The organism is Halobacillus litoralis (assembly GCF_020524025.1).
GTDB classification, from domain to species: Bacteria; Bacillota; Bacilli; order Bacillales; family Halobacillaceae; genus Halobacillus; species Halobacillus litoralis_D.
On the sequence record NZ_JAIVKN010000003.1, the window covers coordinates 530,832 to 546,057 of the forward strand.

A 15,226-nucleotide genomic window follows, 5' to 3' on the forward strand; every position below is an offset into this window, starting at 1 on the left:
TAAAATAGTACCATGAAGAAGGCAAAAATTAAAATCTTTTATAAAATCACTGTAATCTCCCATAAAACTGTAAATAAAGACTTAAGAATGACTATAGGAGGAACAGTCTCTCATTATCAAAGTTCACCGGTATTTGAGGAAGAATACGCGTCGTAATAAGGGTTGGGTTGTAAGCGCTTACTAGTTTACGATAAATAACATGACTTATTAAAATAAACAGGAGTGATGGGAACCCGTATGAAACTACTCACTAAAATGTTTGAAATGACTGTCCTAGCCGTATTTTCTGTACTGTTTGCAGGTTACGCTTTATTTGTATATCCTTTTGAGAAATTAACTGAGATGATGAGTACTGAAGTGAAAGAAAAGAAACTTAAATATACACCAATTACTACAAAAACCGCTGCCTAAGCAGCGGTTTTTCTTCGCTAAATGAGATTCCATCTAATGGAACGGGCGGATCGTTTCCCCGTCCCCCCTCTGTGCAGCAAACCTAACGGCCCATATGAATGAATATGCCTCATTTCTATTCTTCGATGTTAGGAAAGGTTTAAATGGAAAGATTAGTGAATTAACAACAGACTTTAACAGAGCATTTTGTCAAAAGTCTAATTCCTCTTTGTCCCGGAAGAACTTCCCATTGGGTCCGTCCTCTTCTAATTGGGCTAACCAGAGTATTCCTTCCATAGCTTCTTCCGGTTTACGCTTGGCTTTTTCCCCGCCTAAGTCAGTTTTGACCCATCCGGGGCTGACTGAATTTACTTTGACGTCTTTTCGACGAGTCGTTCCAGCAAAAAGTCTTGTTAGAGCATTTAAACTATACTTGGATACTTTATATGCTCCGGCCATCGGTGCATCCAAGGCATGACTGACACCGATTTCAGCCGCTATATTAACGACACGACCATAATTATTTTCCAGCATCACTGGAATGAATGTTGTCATCAAAAAATACGGGCCAAAATAATTCACCAATTGTATATCCTCAAAAGTAACCGTGTCCACATCGAGAATTGAACTCTTTTTATCTGGGAAAATACCAGCATTATTAATTAACACATCTATTTTCCCATCTTCCTGAAGAATCTCATCTCTGACCTGCCCTATTTTATCAGGCTGTGCCACATCCAGAAAAATAGAATGGACATCCAAACCTTCCTCCTGGAGCTGATTGGCTGCCTTTATCCCTTTCTCTTCATTCCTAGCCCCGAGCCATACTTTAAACCCCTGCTGCGCCAGTTGCCGGCATGCTTCATATCCGATTCCTCTATTCCCACCTGTCACTAAAGCATTTTTACTCAAAAAAACTCCTCCTTATCGTTTAAGGTAATACTAGTTACTTACCCTTAAATAAGCGAAGCTTTGACATATGAGTGCTTTCGCAATATGCTTCTGTCCATTCGAAAGTGCAGGAACCGTTAAAAGTCATCGGTGCTAGCTTGAGACAGCCAGGAATACCTTCACTTTATCTATATAACATATGGGCTTGGACAAAAAAAGAGAAGCATAGCCGGATAGCTGCTTCTCTTCTGCTTATTTTTATAAAATAAGGTGTTTTTTCATGATTTTTTTCAATTTTTCTGTCCGAACTGATGCTTCGTGGTACTCGCCTCTCATTTGATGCCATTGGATAAATGATAAAGCTTGAGATAGCGAATACCACTTCATGCGCTCATACATAGGGGAGTCCGGCTGAATACCGTATTCCTCAAGCCATGTCTCCCAATAGTCTTCAGGAATATAATTGTACAACAACATCCCCAAATCCAAGGCAGGATCTGCTACCATTGCGTTATCCCAATCAATCAGATAAAGATGATCTGTAGAAGACAACAACCAGTTATTATGATTCGTATCACAATGACAGACTACGTGAACATCATGTTGGACATGACTGACATGATGTTCAAGGTACTTGATGGCTTGATGAATTTCTATTTTTGGGTCCACTTGGTCAAGGACCTTCTGATTTTCCTTAATGTCTTTCAGCACTTCATCAGGTGTCAGAGGATGTTTCCCGAGTCTCATCAGCATATCAAGTAACTCAGAGGAATGGTGGATTTTACTTAAGAGAGCGGCAACACGCGGGTGTTTCATTTCTTCAGGCTTAAGCTCACGTCCTTCCAACCATTCCTGAGCGGTAATAACGTCCCCATTCTCCAGCCTTTTGGTCCAAACAAGCTTAGGTACGATACCTTCAGCCGATAATACAGCTAAAAAAGGAGAAGAATTTCGTTTTAAGAACAAACGCTTTCCTTCTGTATGGGCATAATACGCTTCACCTGTTGAACCGCCTGCCGGTGTTATAGTCCAATTACTACCAAGTATATGTTCCAACCAATTCACCTTCAATTCCTCAAATCCTCTTGTGATCGAATCACGTCATTATTTGCTAATTAAGTATATCGTACTTTAGTATTAATCCAAAATTTTTTCTACCGATTCATGAGTCACCTTAGAATAGATTAACTCATTGATCTGTCAACTTTCAAGAGATAACTATTGATCAACATAGAATGTTGACTTTGGTGACGCTTTCTTTACAAAACACTCTGTACAAGTTCCATCCTGACCATCAACTTGAAAGGGAAGCAATTCTTCTGATCGGATGGACACAGTGCTGGCTTTGACCTGTTTGACCTCTTTAAATAACACATGTCTGCCTGCAAAAACACTTAAAAACAACAGAAACAACTTCTTCTTTGACACAGGTTTTACAATTGTCACCTGAAAAATTGACCTTTGTATTTTCGCTCCGGGGGAAATTTTCATCCCCCCTCCATAATAAGGGTGATTGCTTACTATAACCATCATCGCTTCTTTTACAGGGGATGTTTCCCCATCAATTTCCAACTCGAATTGAATCGGTTTTATTTTATTCCATGAACGAAGGAGAGCAAGCGGGTAGGTGAGCTTAGTCAAGTGCAATTTCTTAAGCCACCTACGATATTTGTTATTGTTTGCCTTTGAAACGACGATACCATCAATCCCAAAACTTATACTGTTGATGAAATTTCTAGCTCCAAGCTTATACCTTTGATGAAGTATATAGGTACCAAGTTGGACCTTAAGGGGTTTTGGTCTTTGAATAATTTCGTGAAACAACTGCACCCCTTCCCGATTCAAATCTGCCCCCCGCGCAAAATCATTTCCAGTTCCAGCAGGCAGTATAGACACAGGTATTTCTCTATGGTCCTGCAAACCATTCATGACTTCATGTAAAGTTCCGTCACCTCCAACAACAATAATCGATACAATCGTTTCAGAGTGGATGCTTGCAACCTGGCGCACAATATTTTCGGCATGTCCTTCCTCTTTTGTTACAAATGTACGGCATTTCGTTTTTTTATAAACTGGATCATTTTGCAGCGTGCGAAATAATCGTTCCGCTCTTCCATTCCCCGCTGAAGGATTGACAATGATTATGTACATAAGACATTTCTCCTAATTCGGAATCAAAACATTACACATTTATACACTATTCTATTATACTATTAGTAAAAAAGGAGGAGTATACATTGGCGAAAGATTGTCAGTTTTGTGGAACTTCGGTTTTTATACCAAAAGAGGGTTCCATTGTAGCTAAACATTCAGATATAGATAACTACTTTGAGGGATCTTCACTTTCACTCGTACATGAAAACCAGGATACTTTAATATACAAGTATAATAGTTTGAGCGAGCTGAAGTCTGCTTTGGAAGTCATCTTCAGAGAATCCCCCCCTTCTTTTTGGGTGCATCTATTGAATCATGAAAGTTCTCACTCTTTTCCTATTTCCATTCAGCATTTATATGAAAGAATCTGTCATCCCGAACTTGCCGATATCATCCATGAAGGTAATTTTGTTGCTCATTTACAGCCTATAATGAATATGAAATCAAATGAAGTGTATGGTTATGAAGCACTTCTTAGAACAAAAGAATATAAAGTGAATCCAGGTCAACTGTTTGCTTATGCTTCACGATCTGGACTTCAATCCATGCTTGACCAGAAAGCTAGAAGAGCTGCTGTAAAAGCAAAATCTAAATATTTGGTACAGGGACAGAAGATTTTTATTAATTTTCTACCATCGACCATATACGTACCGGAATTCTGCCTCAAGCATACATTTCAAATTGTAGAAGAGTTCGGTATCTCCCCCTCTGATCTTGTATTCGAAGTTGTAGAGACAGAAAAAATTACAGATGTTCAGCACCTCAAGTCTATCTTGGATACATACAAGTCATCTGGAATGAAAGTTGCGCTCGATGACGTCGGAACCGGTTACAGTACACTTGAGATGTTAAGCCTTCTCCAGCCGGATTATGTTAAGATCGATCGTTCTTATGTACAAGACTGCCATACAAACGCTCGCAATCAGGAGTTCTTATATAAGGTTATGAACCACGCGGATCAGCTTGGAATTGATGTACTTGCTGAAGGAATTGAAACGAAAGAAGAATGGGATTGGCTTCAAGAATTAGGTGCCGATTACGGACAGGGATACTATATAGGAAGACCTCAAGCTGAGCCTGAAAAAGAGCTTATTCTTCCTTAAGCTGCTGTTCAGTATCCCACTCGGCTCTTCTCACTGCACTGGTCCAGCAGTGCCTTAATAGGGCATCCGCTGTTTTTAATTGATTGTGCTTTAAAGGAGAAGGTTCTTTTCTCTTTTCATAAAGCCAGCCACTGTACAATTCTTTCCCCACATAAATAGTTGAATAAGGCTTCTGAGTATTGTCAAAGTTGAGTTCAGGAGCCAGGATTACCTTTTGGTAGGGAAAGTTTATAGTATATTTATCAAGCACGCTTCTTACAAAAGTTTCTGTTCTCTTAAGACTAATTAAAGGGTTTAATATCTTACGCTGGTGACCATCTTTTTCTATCATCCATGTATGGCCTGGACCTGGGTAAACGATTTCTCCAGGTTCTGCATTGATATAAGTAACGATATCCAATCCATGAGGACTGATAAGAATGTTATCCATTTCCACCTGGGTCTTTTTCATATTTGCAACAGGCTGATACATGAGCAGATATGTATCTGGAAAGCGTTGCAGATAATAAGTAAGCAGAGGATCAGATTTATAAGCTGGATTTAAAAATGATTTTTTCTGAATGGTTGTAGTTGCCCATTTTAACTGAAAAGGAAATAGCTGATCTAAATACTCCTGTTTTAATTCCTTCAAAGTTTTTGGATGACCTTCACGAAGCGGGGGAGCAGCCTTCCCGCTCTCTTCCCCACTTTTTTTAAAAGGTAAAAACCTTTTCCAGGTCAAAGATTTATCTTCCCGTATGTCTTCAGATTTCGCAGGGTTCCTGTTATCCGCCGGCCCTTTATTCTCAAATCGTTCATGTCTATCCTGCCACTGTTCACTTTTTAAGCGTATATATCGTGCAGGATATTGAAACATATTCACTTCATATCTGGAAATATAGTCGTACAGTTTAATTAGCTGAGCCATTAGAATCCCTTTCTATTTAAGTCGATATCTGCAACTTTTTCATATTTAGGCTGTTTACCTGGATGAATTTTGAATACAGAAAAAGCATGAACCTTCATCTGATAGTTTGACTGAAAGATGACAGGAATATGTTCCTGTGATAAAGGAGACCTTCCTTCGGCCTGCTGTTTAGCCAGCGTCACATGAGGATGATACTTTCTGGACTCTTCATCGATACCGAGTAAATGACCTGTTTTTTCTATTTTACGCTTTATTTCCATCAACTCCGAAGCTTTCTCAACCTCAGCGAAAAAAACCCGCGGGCATGTCCGCTCCCCAAATGAACCAGCAGGTCCTATGCCTACATTGAAAGGGGATGGCCATGATTGGCTTTTTATTTCTTCTATATATTCGTCTATTATTTCTTCGGCAGTCCCGCCTAAAAACTTTAAGGTTATATGGAAATCTTCTCGGTTTGTCCAATTCCTATAACTCATTGATTCGCTCAACACTTCCTGCCATTCTTGCAGCGCATCTGCAATTTTCTGATCGGTTTTAATTCCTATAAAATAGTGACTGCTCAATCGAATTGCTCCTTTCCATTTATCTTCGTCCATTTCTTTATAACCAGCAGAATGATCATTCCAATAAACGTCATTAAAGAAAACAGTCCATACATGAAAGTAACACTGTAAAAATCTATCATTATTCCACCAAGGAAAGTAAAACAGGCATTTCCCAATCCGTTCCCTACAGCAGAATATAATCCCACAGCCGTAGCCCTGACATCATCAGGAGCTAATTCTCTTACAAGAAGCAGAGCAGCAGGAATGTAAAGGCCGACTGATACGCCTTGAGCAATAGTGCTTCCATACACAACTGCACTTGAGGGCTCAAAATAATAGAGCAGCCACCTCAGACAGGATACAGATGCACTGAGTATAAGAACGGCCAAGACTCCAAAGCGGTTAATCACCTGCTGGGCAAACTTCATAAATGGAGCTTCACTTCCAGCAGCCAACAGAAAAGCCACTCCTACCCCTGAGAGGGTCCCTCCTACTGTCAATATAAAAGTCCCAAAATAATAATTGTTTGCCAATACCGGCCCGAAAATTAAGAAGTTGGAGATTAGGAACAAAAGGAATGATTTCTGCTTTATCAATGTATGTAAACCTTTTTTAAAAGGAAGCGATACCTCCTCGGCTCTTTTTGGAAACTGAAAAAGAGTAATTAAAGCAATAACCAGGCCAATTGAAAAAAAGTAAAAGATCCAATCCATGGAACCGGTTGATTCGGTCACACCCCCCAAGACAAATACAGCGATAGCAAAACCTACAGCTCCCCACAGGCGGATATTTCCATATTCTTTGCCATTTCGTTGAACAAAATTCAGAGAAAGACTGTCAGACAAAGGAACGATTCCAGACTGAAAAATTGCTATGCAGATAATGCCTATAAAAAGAGCAGGGAAGATGGAAAGTTGAGGATAGAAAGCACCCAGCAAACCAGCCGTCAGCGAAGCCAACATTAAAAGCCGCTTCGGCCTTCTAGTGTAATCACTAAGCATGCCCCATACTGGCTGCATAAAAATAGTGACAAGTGGCAAAGCGGCAATGACCATTCCAATCTGAGTATGGGATAACCCTTTTTCTTCTTCAAGAAACACAGACAGTAAAGGAAAAATGGCTCCGAAGGCAAAAAAAGTAAAGAAATAAAAAATCTGTATAAAACGGTAGGTTTTTTCAGTGGCAGACTGCGGCATTTATCAAAGTCCTTCTTTCTTTATTTAGAGAGTTCATAAATGCTTTTTGCATATATTTCTATCGCTTTAATCATATCTTTCAAACGGACATGCTCGTCTACCTGGTGCGCTGTGTCCGGGCTGTCTGCAAACATAGCACCAAAAGCAACACCTGCTTCCAGAGAGCGTGCGTACGTTGCGCCTCCAATCGATTGTGCCGAAGCTTTCTCCCCTGTAGTCTGGTTATAAACGGACAATAAAGTTTCCACAAATGGATGATCTTTTTCTAAATGAATGGAAGGAAGATGGTCATAGACAGCCAACGATCCTTCATTTCTTTCAGCAATAGCATTTAACTGATGAAGAACATCGTTATATTCTGCTGTAACAGGATATCTTAAATTGAATCCTGCTTTCCACATATCTTCAGAGCGTACTAAAGACCCTAAATTGCTGGTTAATGCACCCGAAACATCATCCATGATATTCAACCCCAGGCCGCTGCCATCTGTTACAAGAAACGATTCATATATATGGTCTATGATTTTTTGATCGTCGGCAGGGAGTGGCATCGTCTGTAAAAAGCCCAGCAAGTCTATAACAGCATTTCTTCCTCCTTCGGGCTTACTCGCATGCGCAGCTTTCCCTTTCATACTCAGCACATATTCGTTGTCATTTTTTGTTAAAGAACCACTTAACTGGTGTTTCTCTATATAATCATTGAACGAACGTTGAATATCTGCGGTTGAAAATAATACAGCTGTTGATTCATCAGGAACCATATTTAAACGGTCACCACCTGTAAAACTTAGAAGATAAGTAGAAAGATCAGATGATTTTGGAGATATTGCATAAGTAAGATAACCATCCAAAAGCCCTTTTTCAGCATGAATAACAGGGAATGATGCATCTGGAGTAAATCCTACCTCCGGCATATCTTCATGTTTAAAATAGTGTTCAATTCCTTCCCAGTCTCTCTCCTCATCTGTGCCTAAGATTAACCTGATTTTCTTCTTAGGTTGAAAACCCTGGTCTTTTAAAAGCTTCATAGCTATATAAGCAGCCATCACTGGACCTTTATCATCCTGAGAACCCCGTCCATAGAGAATTCCATTTTTCACAACCGGGTCAAAAGGAGGTGTAGTCCAGCCTTCACCTGCTGGAACGACGTCTAGATGGCCTAAGATTCCTATAATTTCTTCTCCTTCACCAAATTCCACGTGTCCTCCATGCCCATGAACATTTTTAGTTGTAAAGCCATCTTTACCGGCTATCTCCAACATTTTATTTAATGCATCAAGAATTGGCTTTCCATAAGGAGTTTCTTCATCTTCCTCATAAACACTTGGGATCTTTAATAATTCCATCGTTTTCTGTATGTATTCTTCTTCGTATGTTTGACTCAGAGTTTTATAATCCATAATCATACTCCTTTTTTTATCAATTGGTCGTAAGTAGCTTTGTCACATACAACATAGAGTTCTGCTTCCTTAGGAATTGGTCTTTCTAATTTGCGGTTAATCGTCAAATCATTACGATCGGCAATCAATGTTGCCCCTTCATTTAACAAGTCCTGAAAAGCATCGCGATATGTTTCCCAATTAGCCCGGACAGGAATATAAAAAAGGTCCTCCCCTACCGATCTTTTCAATAATTGACCATAAATTTCAGAGACCCCTTTACGGAAAGCTGAACGCACAGCTAAAGAAGATATAGTCTCATTTGATACAATGAATTCGTCAATTTGAGCATGTTTGAAATTCTTTATATGCTTTTCTTCCATCACTTCTACTATCGTATGGACCTCTGGAGCAGCTGTCTCTATAGAAGAAGCTATCAATAATGACTTGCCGTCTATAGATTGATCATTGTCCAATCGGTCATCTGCAAAGATTAGTACAGCCCTTGCCTCGGCCACATTTGCTTGCTGGAGGGTTTCAATATCAGAAGCATCCCCCTTTATGTAATGAATCGTATCGGTTAACACAGGTGCCTCTTCTAATTGATCGATAATGACAATTTCACAATTCTCACTTGTATCGACGATTTCCTTTACCGCAAATTTTGCTTTTTGGGACCATCCGATAATAACAAAATGGTTCTTACCTTTGTGCACAATATCACCCTCCAGTCGCTTTTTTCTAAAAAGAGCCAGTCCATCAATAATTTTTCCAATCACAACACCAATAAGTCCGATCCCCAGAACATATAATACAATAGCTATGGAACGACCGGCAGTCGTAACCGGATAATAGTCTCCATATCCTACGGTTGTAACTGTCGTCATCACCCACCAGAATCCATCAAATAAGGTTGGAAATGTATCATTTTCAACGAGCACGATTAAAATAGTGGATAGCACAATAAGAATAGCACTAGTTAAAAACAAAACGAGATTATTGACCTTTACCATTTTCAAAAGAATTTTTTTAAGAAGAAACAATCAAAGACCTCCAATCATTAATAACCTGTAAATTAGGTGAATAATCTGTAAATTTAATCTATTTAAGTGGCACTGACTATTACTTTATTGTAGAATGAAACCAACTTCAGAGATTCACAAGCACCACAAGTTCCATACAAAGACGATTAAGGAGTGGTTTTTTGAATCATCCATCATCACGTATGCTCAACCGCATTAAAGCTGTCTATCTCTATATAAGAGACCGGGGAACAGTATCGACTAATGAGTTAGCAGATGAGTTTGGTATCACCGATCGTACTATGCAGAGGGACCTAAGCATATTAGAATACAATGGACTGGTTGCAAGTCCACATCGTGGAGAGTGGACAATCACTGAAAAGAAAGTCAAAATATCATAAATGAAGTATGTTATATAGATGACACCCGGAATTAGAGTTCCGGGTGTCTTTTTATTTTTGTTCATTTACAGCAAGTTTAGGCATCGTATTTCTATCAAAGTTCACATTAGATGTGTTAGTCAAGTTTTGTAATTTTCATAAGGTATTGAAGTTCCTCATCTGTCAGCTCACGATATTCGCCAAGTTCTAGTTCTTCATCAAGGTCTAGTTCTCCTATTCTTATGCGTTTCAAATACACTACTTTTTTGTCCACGGCTTCAAACATACGCTTTACCTGGTGGAACTTCCCTTCTGTGATTGTCAGTTCAATTTCTGATTGTTCACCAGAAGATAATACGACAAGATGACCGGGCTTAGTTTTATATCCATCATCCAGCGTTACACCTTCAGCAAACTGACTGACATCCTCCTCCGTCACGCGGCCGTCAATTTCAGCATAATAGGTTTTTCCTACATTTTTTTTAGGAGATGTTAAACGGTGGTTCAATACACCGTCATTCGTTATTAACAACAGCCCCTCCGTATCCTTATCTAAGCGCCCTACAGGAAACGGATCAAATACATGATCTTCTGGTTGGAGGATATCAATAACTGTCGTGTCATGAGCATCTTCGGTTGCTGAGATCAAATCTCCTGGTTTGTTCATCATAAGATAAATATATTCTCTATATTCAACCTCTTCTCCCATCACTGTCACCTGATCTTTTTCTGTATCCACATGAACTTTGGCACTCTTTTCAGGTTGACCATTAATACGTACATTTCCTCCTTTAAGAAGAGCTTTCACTTCTTTTCGAGTACCATAGCCCATATTCGCCAATAATTTATCAATTCTCAATTCCCTTTACCTCCTTACCTGCGCTTTAAAAACTTATCAAGTACACGTACGCGTCCACCTAAGACACGTTCTAATAATGTTGTCTTATATGTTAACAACAGGTACACGACTCCACCTATACCAATACTAAACGTTAATACAATAAGAGAGTCCAGCCTTTTTTCCAATGGATCAAAAATAAAGCCCAGTATCCACTTCACAAAGAGGACGACAACAGCCATGATTGATGTCAGAATGAACACAAGAAGTGTACGTTTGAACAATTGACTAAACGAAAATTCTATAGAGGTGAAGATACGCCAGAAGTTCAAACATACAGCCGCAAGGACACCAATGCCAGTAGCAAAAATTGCACCCTTTGCTCCAAACAGCTGAATCAGCCACCAATTCAGGCTGATTTTTAGTAGTATTCCCGTTCCAAGACTGATCACAGCAAAATTCTGTTTATTAATTCCCTGCAGAATAGAAGAAGTAACCGTATATAATGCAAGAAAGAGCCCGACAGGTGCATACCATCGAAGGAGAGCTCCACGATATTCAACCTCTTCTACTCCATAAAACGTAGCATAAGCTTCAAGAGCAACAACAGAGAGACCTACAACCGCTGGTATAATCAATAGAGCAACGATCTGCAGTGCCTGGTTGATTTGATGATTCAACCGGTTCATTTCATTTTTCGTAAAGGCTTGTGTGATAGCGGGAAGTAGAGCTAAGGAAAGTCCAAGCCCCAACGTAACTGGAATCATAATGAGCTTGTGGCTCAGAAAGTTAATAATTGAAAAAGCATTATTATATTCCATGCCGCTCGCTTTAATTGCTTTTTCCAGCGTGAATTGATCGACAAGCTGATAAAGCGGTGTGGCAATTCCCACTAATATAAACGGTCCGGCATAGGTGAACAGTTCTTTGAACATGTCTTTGTTGGACAAACCATAAGTCATCTTCTGTGCCTGTATTTGCCGCTCCAGGAATGGTTTACGCTTGATCCAATACACATACAGGACGATACATGAAGCGATCCCGCCAATAAATGCAGCAAAAGTCGCAAAGCCAACAGCTCTAGGGATTGGACCCTGCAGAACTTGGACAATAATAAACACAGATACAAGTAAAAATACAATTCTTACAATTTGTTCTACCACTTGTGATACAGCGGTAGGCGCCATCGACTCATGGCCCTGGAAAAAACCTCTTGTTATACTCATCGGAGGAATGACAAGCAAAGCGAAACTGACCATTTGAATAACCATTGTAGCCTGCCCTAAACGTTCAGATTCTGTCCCAATCGTCCAGGCTGCTACCTGCTCAGCAGAGAAAAACAAAATGAAAAAGGCCAGAACCCCTGTGATGGACATTAAGGTTAAACCAGCTTTCAGCATTTTTTGTCCTGTTTCATAATCTCCTAATGAGTTGTACTTAGAAACAAATTTGGAAACAGCTACGGGTACTCCCATACTCGATAAACTGAGAAGAATACTGTAAGGAACATAAGCTATGGAAAACAAGTCTGTCCCTTCTGTACCTACCATGTTTTCAAAAGGAACCGTATAAATCATTCCTAGGAACTTTGACAGGAATGTTCCTGCTGTTAATAACATCGTACCTTTGAGAATTTTCGACATAATTTTCTTTTCACCTTCAATTTTATTGTAGAATCGACCTTATCTATTTTATCATAGATAAAGGAACAACAAGGAACGAATGAGTTTAGAAAGGAAGACAATCATGACTTATGAAGTAACCGTCATCGGCGGAGGTCCATCCGGACTCATGGCTGCCATTGCCGCAGCTGAACAAGGAGTAAAAACTCTCTTAATTGATAAAGGTAAAAAGCTGGGTACAAAACTGGCGATCTCAGGAGGCGGGAGATGCAATGTGACCAATCGTCTTCCTGAAGAAGAGGTCATCAAACACATTCCAGGAAATGGGAAATTTTTGTACAGCCCCTTTTCTGTATTTAATAATTATGACATTATCGATTTCTTTGAAGGTCTTGGCGTTGCTCTGAAAGAAGAAGACCACGGACGTATGTTTCCAGTGAGTAATAAAGCTAAAGATGTCGTACAGGCACTTTTAAATCGCATGGATGAATTAAATATCGAGGTACGTAGACAAACACCTGTTGAAGCTATACATTACGGTGAAGAAGAACACGAAGTAATCTTAAAATCGCAGGAAAAAGTGAGGACGAAATCTTTGATTCTGGCTGTTGGAGGAAAAGCTGTCCCTCATACAGGTTCTACAGGTGACGGGTATGCATGGGCTAAAAAAGCCGGCCATACCATTACTGATTTATTTCCAACTGAAGTTCCTCTTCTTTCAAAAGACGCGTTTATTAAAAATAAAACGTTACAAGGACTGTCGCTCAGAAATGTCAATGTATCCGTTCTAAACCAAAAAGATAAGAAAATTGTTACTCACCGCATGGATATGCTGTTCACTCACTTCGGTTTATCCGGCCCAGCCATACTAAGGTGTTCCCAGTATGCTGTGAAAGAACTAAGGAAAGGGCATCGTTCCGTAACTATAGAAATTGACGCTCTTCCTGACGAGAAAGAAAATTCCCTATTAGAAAGATTGCAAAGTGAAACAAAAGATCAAGCTAAAAAAACATTCCGAAACGTGGTAAAAGGGCTTGTCCCAGAAAGGTATCTTGATTATCTGCTGGACGAATCAGAAATTGAGAATGATGAGAAATCAGCAAATATCTCGAATCAACAACTAAGGAGTTTCACTCATCTGCTAAAGCATTTCCAAGTAAACATTTATGATTCACAGCCTATTGAAAAAGCATTTGTTACAGGCGGAGGGGTATCAATAAAAGAAATCGTCCCCAACACTATGCAGTCAAAATTAATGAATGGCCTTTACTTTTGTGGAGAAATCCTGGATATTCACGGTTACACCGGTGGTTATAACATTACTTCAGCTATGGTTACCGGCAGAGTCGCCGGGATGCATGCAGCATGGGAGTCCATGGGGTAACTATATTGAACTTCAAAAACGTCATGCTCATAAAAAACAGATAAGAGACTGGTCACTTTAACAGAATAAGCTCTTCACTAAAAAAGTCGAGAAAGGTCATCCCTTCCTCGACTTTCTCTGTTCATACTCTTTTTCACGACCTAATTCACGATTTAGAAGTTGCTGCATCTCTTCTCTATCCTTTGCCATGACTATTGGATCTCTCTCATCCCAATCGACCATGTAGACAATATAGAATCTACGAATACGTCTAAAATAGATGGTGGAATGCGGAAACTTATCAAAATACCCCCGGACCATTTTCCTTCTTGAATAACTCCATCTCTTCAGCTGTATGACGATCCCTCCGAACATATATTCTCATACATAGTATAACGAGGAATCTACCAATAAACAACCACTTCTACCAAATAAACACAAGACCTAAAAACGCAAATACTAGACTACTGGACAGATATAGATATCCGTAGGTCTGCAGTCTTTCAAAACGATTAGTAATTCCAAACACCCCTACAATCGCAAGCCAAATAACGATGATTACGAAAAGAATATGTTGTAGAGAACTAATTTCGTTTTTTAAGGAAACCAGATAAAACCCTATCGGAATCAGTAAGATCATCATGGCATACTTCCAATTCCAGAATGTGTTTCTTTTTCTTTCAATTTGGACCAAAATAACCACCCTTTCAAACACAAGCGTACACTTCCTGTGTTAAATCATTTCTCTCGCACAAAAAATTCAACAAATCAATTGCATTACATATAGGTTGGAAGGAAGAACAGCACCAAAGACTTCCTCCCCTATGAGGATGTCCTTGAATAACCCTTGAACATGATCGCTTTAAACTAAACAGGTACTCTATTAATCCCAATAATTAAAGTATCTGCCTTTTATGTATCCCCTACATTTTACCACATTTTATTTGAGGTGAAATGAGTGATCTTCCTTTAAGACGTAACCCTGTATTTTATATTTCTTCTGTTTCTATTGTCTGGTTCATTGTGCCTGTTTTTGAAGAAGCCATTATAACAGAACACTATCCAATAGGAATACAAAAAACCCCTTCTGAATTAACATTCAAAAGGGGTTTCGGTTGACGTGGCAACGTCCTACTCTCACGGGGGTAAACCCGACTACCATCGGCGCTGAAGAGCTTAACTGCTGTGTTCGGCATGGGAACAGGTGTGACCTCTTCGCCTTCATTACCACATCAATATAAAGTTTGAGGTGAACCCTCAAAACTGAATAAGGAAACATCTTGTATGAAAATGGTATCATTTCACGACTGATTGTACATCAGATAGATAAGTCATCGATCCATTAGTATCTGTCAGCTCCACGTGTCACCACGCTTCCACCTCAGACCTATCAACCTCATCGTCTCTGAGGGATCTTATTTGCTTAAAGCAAAGGG

General features: G+C 39.5%; 16 protein-coding genes and 2 rRNA genes. 4 read left to right on the forward strand and 14 right to left on the reverse strand.

Going from position 1 to position 15,226, the window contains the following annotated elements:
* Positions 1-237: 237 nt before the first annotated feature.
* Entirely contained in the window at positions 238-411 is a 174-nt protein-coding gene (locus tag LC036_RS14210) for a hypothetical protein (protein WP_226583848.1), read from the forward strand.
* Between the two features lie 189 nt (positions 412-600).
* Here the strand turns inward: LC036_RS14210 and LC036_RS14215 are convergent, their stop codons facing one another.
* From LC036_RS14215 to LC036_RS14225, 3 genes are all read right to left on the reverse strand, one after another.
* On the reverse strand, positions 601-1,302 hold the full coding sequence (locus LC036_RS14215; protein ID WP_226583851.1) for an SDR family NAD(P)-dependent oxidoreductase: 702 nt from the start codon (positions 1,300-1,302) through the stop codon (positions 601-603).
* A 237-nt stretch (positions 1,303-1,539) separates the two neighbouring features.
* Positions 1,540-2,346: a phosphotransferase gene (locus tag LC036_RS14220; protein WP_226583983.1), complete on the reverse strand. Its 807-nt coding sequence runs from the start codon at positions 2,344-2,346 to the stop codon at positions 1,540-1,542.
* 153 nt (positions 2,347-2,499) lie between these two features.
* Complete coding sequence (locus LC036_RS14225) at positions 2,500-3,432, reverse strand: diacylglycerol/lipid kinase family protein (protein WP_226583854.1); 933 nt, start codon at positions 3,430-3,432, stop codon at positions 2,500-2,502.
* Positions 3,433-3,518: 86 nt separating this feature from the next.
* Between LC036_RS14225 and LC036_RS14230 the strand changes: the two genes are divergently transcribed.
* Complete coding sequence (locus LC036_RS14230; protein WP_226583857.1) at positions 3,519-4,538, forward strand: EAL domain-containing protein; 1,020 nt, start codon at positions 3,519-3,521, stop codon at positions 4,536-4,538.
* Here LC036_RS14230 and LC036_RS14235 read toward each other — a convergent pair.
* The 5 genes from LC036_RS14235 to LC036_RS14255 are packed head-to-tail and all read right to left on the reverse strand — an operon-like array spanning position 4,525 to position 9,608.
* Positions 4,525-5,445: an NERD domain-containing protein gene (locus tag LC036_RS14235; RefSeq protein ID WP_226583860.1), complete on the reverse strand. Its 921-nt coding sequence runs from the start codon at positions 5,443-5,445 to the stop codon at positions 4,525-4,527. The two genes, LC036_RS14230 and LC036_RS14235, sit on opposite strands and share 14 nt — an antisense overlap.
* The gene (thpR, locus tag LC036_RS14240) at positions 5,445-6,008 is read right to left on the reverse strand and encodes an RNA 2',3'-cyclic phosphodiesterase (protein WP_226583864.1); all 564 of its coding nucleotides are present in this window, start codon (positions 6,006-6,008) and stop codon (positions 5,445-5,447) included. The genes LC036_RS14235 and thpR overlap by 1 nt, the downstream gene beginning before the upstream one ends.
* A complete protein-coding gene (locus tag LC036_RS14245) occupies positions 6,005-7,186 on the reverse strand; it encodes an MFS transporter (RefSeq protein ID WP_226583866.1) in 1,182 nt (393 codons plus the stop codon). Before LC036_RS14245 ends, thpR begins: the two co-directional genes overlap by 4 nt.
* A 20-nt stretch (positions 7,187-7,206) precedes the next feature.
* Positions 7,207-8,586, reverse strand: coding sequence for a dipeptidase PepV (gene pepV / locus LC036_RS14250; RefSeq protein WP_264188357.1), 1,380 nt, complete (start codon positions 8,584-8,586; stop codon positions 7,207-7,209).
* 2 nt (positions 8,587-8,588) lie between these two features.
* Positions 8,589-9,608: a potassium channel family protein gene (locus tag LC036_RS14255; protein ID WP_226583871.1), complete on the reverse strand. Its 1,020-nt coding sequence runs from the start codon at positions 9,606-9,608 to the stop codon at positions 8,589-8,591.
* A gap of 182 nt (positions 9,609-9,790) precedes the next feature.
* On the opposite strand from LC036_RS14255, the gene LC036_RS14260 reads away from it, so the two are divergent.
* Positions 9,791-9,988 (forward strand): DeoR family transcriptional regulator, encoded by a 198-nt coding sequence (locus LC036_RS14260; RefSeq protein ID WP_413229908.1) that lies wholly within the window; start codon positions 9,791-9,793, stop codon positions 9,986-9,988.
* Positions 9,989-10,103: 115 nt separating this feature from the next.
* Here the strand turns inward: LC036_RS14260 and LC036_RS14265 are convergent, their stop codons facing one another.
* On the reverse strand, positions 10,104-10,826 hold the full coding sequence (locus tag LC036_RS14265) for a pseudouridine synthase (protein ID WP_226583878.1): 723 nt from the start codon (positions 10,824-10,826) through the stop codon (positions 10,104-10,106).
* Positions 10,827-10,840: 14 nt separating this feature from the next.
* Positions 10,841-12,448, reverse strand: coding sequence for a polysaccharide biosynthesis protein (locus LC036_RS14270; protein ID WP_226583881.1), 1,608 nt, complete (start codon positions 12,446-12,448; stop codon positions 10,841-10,843).
* A 103-nt stretch (positions 12,449-12,551) separates the two neighbouring features.
* On the opposite strand from LC036_RS14270, the gene LC036_RS14275 reads away from it, so the two are divergent.
* The gene (locus LC036_RS14275) at positions 12,552-13,811 is read left to right on the forward strand and encodes an NAD(P)/FAD-dependent oxidoreductase (protein WP_226583884.1); all 1,260 of its coding nucleotides are present in this window, start codon (positions 12,552-12,554) and stop codon (positions 13,809-13,811) included.
* 96 nt (positions 13,812-13,907) lie between these two features.
* On the opposite strand, the gene LC036_RS14280 is transcribed toward LC036_RS14275, so the two are convergent.
* From LC036_RS14280 to LC036_RS14295, 4 genes are all read right to left on the reverse strand, one after another.
* Positions 13,908-14,111, reverse strand: coding sequence for a hypothetical protein (locus LC036_RS14280; protein ID WP_226583887.1), 204 nt, complete (start codon positions 14,109-14,111; stop codon positions 13,908-13,910).
* Between the two features lie 103 nt (positions 14,112-14,214).
* Positions 14,215-14,430: a hypothetical protein gene (locus LC036_RS14285; RefSeq protein ID WP_226583890.1), complete on the reverse strand. Its 216-nt coding sequence runs from the start codon at positions 14,428-14,430 to the stop codon at positions 14,215-14,217.
* Between the two features lie 478 nt (positions 14,431-14,908).
* Positions 14,909-15,022 (reverse strand): 5S ribosomal RNA (gene rrf / locus LC036_RS14290).
* 90 nt (positions 15,023-15,112) lie between these two features.
* A 23S ribosomal RNA gene (locus tag LC036_RS14295) occupies positions 15,113-15,226 on the reverse strand; the annotation flags it as partial.